The sequence below is a fragment of the Cyanobacteriota bacterium genome (assembly GCA_025054735.1).
Lineage (GTDB): Bacteria > Cyanobacteriota > Cyanobacteriia > SKYG9 > SKYG9 > SKYG9.
In genome coordinates this window covers 1-5,406 of the sequence record JANWZG010000276.1, presented here as the reverse complement: position 1 = coordinate 5,406, position 5,406 = coordinate 1, and the positions used below count along the sequence as shown (strand labels likewise).

Genomic DNA, 5,406 nt, shown 5'->3' with positions numbered 1-5,406 from the left:
CAACTATGTTCCCCCCCGCTGGGTGAATGCTGTAGAGGCAGATCATAGTCCTGACCAGACTGCCACCATAGAAACCATCGACTGGTTAGCGCAACTCACCCCTACAACGCTGATTCTTTTTCCCGACTGGACGCAAGCAGAAGAGTTACTGCACGATAGTCTGGTGAAAGCTTTGCAGTTGGTCGTAACCCATCCTGACGCAGACCAAGTGACGCTGCTAGTCTATGCCGAAGGAGTGGATGAGGCTGATGTCGATTTAGCCCTGTCGGGAGCGTTACTGTCCTTAACCGTAGAATTAGGGATTGAGATAGAAACAGATCCGCGAATCATCATTGTTGGAGCGCTAGAGACTGCCCAGTGGCAACAGCTTGCACCCCGATTAACGGCCCGGATTGCATCGAGTGTGGATGATGACACTGCAATCGCAGCGGCTGGATTGGGTACTCTGCCAGTATGTAACACTGTGAACCCCTAGGATTTGTCACTGATCACTCTGATCTATCTGTAACTAATTTCCCATGTCACCCATTGCCAATTCTTTACAACCACTGCGTGCCACCAATCCTGAGTTTCAGACTTGGCTAGACAACCATGTACTTACGGATGCTGATGTGCAATCCATGACCGATCGCTTAGTAGACTTCACGGATCACCCCATCATCACAGTGGTCATCCCAGTGGTAGAGTCAGTGCAGCAGTTGTTTTTGCAGGCTGCGATCGCCTCCGTCAGCCATCAACTCTATCCCCATTGGCAGCTTTATTGTGTTGTCGATGCTGCTCTAGATCCAGTCACCAAGGCAGCGATGTCAGACGATCGCATTCACGTGCTACAACGATCGCGCCTAGAAAGCTTTGCAGAAGCTGTAAATATAGCCCTAGCTGAAGCTACAGGCGATTTTTTGCTGGTGCTGGGTCAACACGATCGTCTTGCTCTCCAGGCCCTGTTTGAGGTGGCAGTCTTGCTCAACCAGCACCCAGAGGCTGACATGGTGTATTCCGATGAGGCGTGGATTACCGACGACGATCGCCTGCAAGATCCATCCTTCAAGCCTGATTGGAGTCCAGAAACCCTGCTGTCCTATCCCTATATCGGCAATCTGGCAGCCTATCGTCGGTCTCGCTTGGTTGACTTAGGGGGGTGGGACTCTCAGTATGGGCAGGCCGCTACCTATGACTTGGTGCTCCGGTTGTCGGAACAAACGACCCAGATCCTCCATAGTCCCCAGTTGCTGTACTATCGACGAGTTACAACTGAAACCACCCTGGGGGAAGGGGCCTATCAAGCATTAGTAGCAGCACTGGAACGACGGGGTGAGTCGGCGCGGGTGATTCCCCATGACGATGGGCGGGCCTATACGGTTCGGTATGCGATTCAGGCTTACGATCGTGTCAGCATCATTATTCCCACCCGTGACCTCGCGGACTTGCTAGGGGACTGTCTGGAGTCGATTTTTACCCAGACGACCTACCCAGACTATGAGGTGATCGTAGTTGACAATGGCAGTGTGGAACCAGCAACCCATGCTCTGTTCGCCCATTGGCAGGCCAAGGAACCCGATCGCTTCCGTTGCCTTCCCCTAGATATTCCCTTCAATTACCCCCGCCTCAACAATGTCGCAGCCCAGGCAGCAACAGGCACCTATTTGCTATTTCTCAATAATGACACCAAGGTGATTACACCCGACTGGGTAACAGCCATGGTGGAATATGCCCAGAGAGCTACGATCGGAGCCGTAGGGGCTACACTACTCTATCCTGATGGCAGCGTGCAACATGCTGGTGTGCAAGTCAATGGCAGCCCTACCAATATCACCGTCGCCCACAACCACGTTAGAAACTGGTCAGCGGTAACGGCTGCTTGTCTTCTCTGCCGACGCAGTGTTTTTGAGGAAATTGGTGGATTTGATGAAACCCTAGCAGTCGCCTTTAACGACGTGGATGTGTGTCTAAAGCTGTTGGAAAAGGGGTATCGTAACGTTTGTCTTCCCCATGTGCTGCTGTATCACTACGAGTCTAAAAGTCGGGGTTTGGAAAATACCCCAGAAAAGGTTAGCCGTTGCTCGGAAGAAATTGGCCGCTTTGTCACCCGCTGGTTAACGTACATTCGCCACGATCCTTACCTTAGCCATCACTATGTCTGGCGATGCTATCAGCCTGATTTTGACTATAGCCTGAGTGTGGTGGTGCCCTGGTGGGATCACACCGAGTTTTTAGAACTGTGGGAACGCAATATGGAGCATCTGCGCCATGCCCAGGTGATTTTTGTCGATAATGGTAGCCAACCAGAGGGAGAGCAAGCTCTGCGGGAGTTTTGCCATCGTCATCAGGTGACATTAATTCGCAATGCTACGAACTTGGGGTTTGCGGCGGCTAATAACCAAGGGTTGGCGATCGCCACGGGCACCTTTTTGCTACATCTCAACAATGACCTAGAGATTCTAGAGTTGCCTTGGGCCTTTTTGTGTGCCAGCGCCATGGAAGGACTATCAGGTGCAGGGCCTTGTTGCAATGAATTGGGCATTCGTTACGTTGAGGGCTGGGCGCTCTGTGCAAATCGCCGCACCCTACAGCGCTTGGGGGGATGGACAGAAGACTATGGCCCCGGCTATTGGGACGACGTGGATCTCTGTCACCGATTTACCTCTGCTGGGTATCAGATGATTGCTGTACCTGCCCTTAAGCACATGATTCGCCACATCACCAATGCCACCGGGCGGGATGGACGCTTAGACCAGATTGCTCTGCACATCCGCAACCGGGGACGGTTTATCCAAAAATACCTGCGAACCTATCCAAAGATCCTCATCGATGGGGTGTTTTTCCAGCGCTACAAGACGGGGATTGCCCGTGTCTGGCGGACTCTGCTGGAGGAATGGGCACAGACAGATTTTGCCCAGTACCTAGTGCTGCTGGATCGGGCAGGCACAGCGCCCCGCATTCCTGAAATTCGCACACGCCGGATTCCGCCTCATGACTACAATCGCCTAGAGGACGATCGCGCGTTACTTCAGGAACTTTGTGACGAAGAAGTTGCCGATTTGTTTATCTCTACCTATTACAGCACTCCCCTAACCACACCTTCAGTGCTGATGGTGCATGACATGATTCCGGAGGTGGCTGCTACCAAAGACAGCGATGTCAACCTGGATGATTTTATGTGGCGCGAAAAGCGTCAGGCTATTGAACAGGCATCAGCTTATATTGCAGTTTCTGAGAGCACAGCGCGGGATTTGCTCCACTTTTTCCCCACGATCGATCCAGCACGGGTAACGATCGCCAAAGAAGGAGTTGCACCTATCTTTAAGCCTGCTAGTCCGCAGGCGATCGCCAATTTTCAGCGCAAGTATGGTATCGACAAACCCTACTTCCTGCTCGTAGGCAGCAGCATTGGCTATAAGAACACGATTCTGTTTTATCGCTCCCTTGCCTACCTTGCCAGTCGGCAGGGATTTGACATTGTATCTGTTGGTTCTGCTGGAGTCTTGGAGGACGAGTTTCGTGCCTGTACCGAGGGCTTGACCGTCCATCTGTTGCGGTTGAGCGATGAAGAGTTAGCTGTGGCCTATTCGGGGGCGATCGCCTTGGTGTATCCCTCCCAGTACGAAGGGTTTGGATTGCCGATCGTAGAAGCAATGGCCTGTGGTTGCCCTGTAATCACTTGTGCTAATGGCTCTATACCTGAAGTGGCTGGAGATGCGGTGTTGTATGTAGATGACAACGATGTGGTGGGAATGGCAGAGGCATTATGCGAGGTGCAGAAGCCTACTGTGCGCCGACGACTATACACAGCCGGCCTAGCTCAGGCTGCTCAGTTCTCTTGGACACAAATGGCAGAAGTAGTCGCAAAGGCTTTAATCGAGGCAACACTGCTGCCACTAAAGCTAAGTCAACAAAACCTGATTCTGTTTCCTGATTGGTCTCAACCAGAGGAAGCTCTCGCTACGGAATTGGCGATGGCCATGCAGCAGCTTGTGAGTCAAGTAGGCGAACAACCCACGACCCTCTTGGTGGATACTACGGATGGTACCCTGGACACTGTGGATGAGTTAGTGAGTGGGGTGGTCATGGCCTTAGCACTAGAAGAGGGTGTGGATGTCACTGAAACTATGCAAATTTCACTGGTGCCTAAGTTGGGCGATCGGCAATGGCAAGCTCTAGTACCAAAGCTGACTGCCAAGATTGCCATGGAGGCAGAAAACACCAATGCTAGGCGCGCAGCAGGCTTACCGCAATTCGAGCTTGTTACTAGCGTCTAGGCGGGTTCATAGCGGCAGAGGAGCAGCCCAAACCATTGGTTGGCATCTGTCCAGACCTGCACGGGTATTAGATGACGATCGCACAAATCTCGTTGAACTTTTGCCAGATTAAACTTCCGAGAAATCTCGGTTTGAATTGCCTCACCTTCATCAAACTCTACGGTTAGGTTCAAATCTCGCAGGTGCACTACTTGCCTTTGGCAGCTACGGAGATAAATCTCAATCTGGTGCAGGGTAGGGTTATAGACAGCCTCGTGCTGGAAGCGATCGGGCTGGAAGTCACCCTGGAAACGCCAGTTGAGGTGATGTAGCATATTGCGGTTAAATGCAGCAGTTATGCCCTGACTGTCGTTGTATGCCGCCTCTAGCAAGTCCACAGGCTTTTGCAAATCAATCCCCAATAGAAAATATTCACCCGGCTGGAGTGCGCTTTGTACTTGTTCCATAAACAGCTCATATTCCTCTGGGTTGAGATTGCCCAAGGTGCTGCCTAGGAAAAGAATCAAACGGGTGGGCAACAGACTAGGGGGCAGGTTGGCCAAGGCCAAATCGTAGGTGCTGACTAAGCCATGAATCTGGAGGGTGGGATAGTCTAGCAATAGACGACAGGCACTCACTTCTAGTGCTCCCTTGCTGACATCAATCGGCAAGTAGCGCAGAGGATAGCCTTGGGCTTGGTAGGCATCCAGCAAAATTCGGGTTTTGGTAGAACTGCCACTGCCAAGCTCTACTAGCTCACAAGCACCTGTGATCTGGGCAATGTCTGGGGCACCGGCTCTGAGAATGCTAGCTTCTGTACGGGTTAGGTAATATTCTGGTAGTTCGCAAATCTGGTCAAACAACGCTGAGCCACGATCGTCATAGAAATACTTGGGGGGCAACTGCTTGGGCATCCGGCTTAGTCCCACCACGACATCCAAACCATCCGAGGCTGTAGTTGGTAAACCTTCTGGCTCCAACCAGTAGTCTAGCTGGAGGCGATCGCCTAAGGTAGTCAGTAACTCAGGTTCACTACGGATTAGGTGCTCAGTTACAATCTGGGACGTTAGGGGGCTGGATGAAGGCATAGCAGGTTATCCACAGCATTGAGACGATAAGGGGGATCATGCATCTATCGCTGTGATCCCCGTCAGCATTGTCTCACTAAATG

Annotated in this window: 3 protein-coding genes; 2 read left to right on the top strand and 1 reads right to left on the bottom strand. The window is 51.9% G+C overall.

What is annotated here, in order from left to right; genetic code table 11:
• The coding region (locus NZ772_12955; GenBank protein MCS6814459.1) for a hypothetical protein at window positions 1-475 on the top strand (475 nt) is incomplete at its 5' end.
• A 43-nt stretch (window positions 476-518) separates the two neighbouring features.
• Complete coding sequence (locus tag NZ772_12950; GenBank protein MCS6814458.1) at window positions 519-4,256, top strand: glycosyltransferase; 3,738 nt, start codon at window positions 519-521, stop codon at window positions 4,254-4,256.
• On the opposite strand, the gene egtD is transcribed toward NZ772_12950, so the two are convergent.
• A complete protein-coding gene (gene egtD / locus NZ772_12945; GenBank protein ID MCS6814457.1) occupies window positions 4,253-5,323 on the bottom strand; it encodes an L-histidine N(alpha)-methyltransferase in 1,071 nt (356 codons plus the stop codon). The two genes, NZ772_12950 and egtD, sit on opposite strands and share 4 nt — an antisense overlap.
• Between the last annotated feature and the right edge of the window lie 83 nt (window positions 5,324-5,406).

What these genes read in the sequence shown, in the direction of transcription:
- NZ772_12950 (MCS6814458.1), top strand. Translation starts at nt 519, where the DNA reads ATGTCACCCATTGCCAATTCTTTACAACCACTGCGTGCCACCAATCCT.
- egtD (MCS6814457.1), bottom strand. Translation starts at nt 5,323, where the DNA reads ATGCCTTCATCCAGCCCCCTAACGTCCCAGATTGTAACTGAGCACCTA.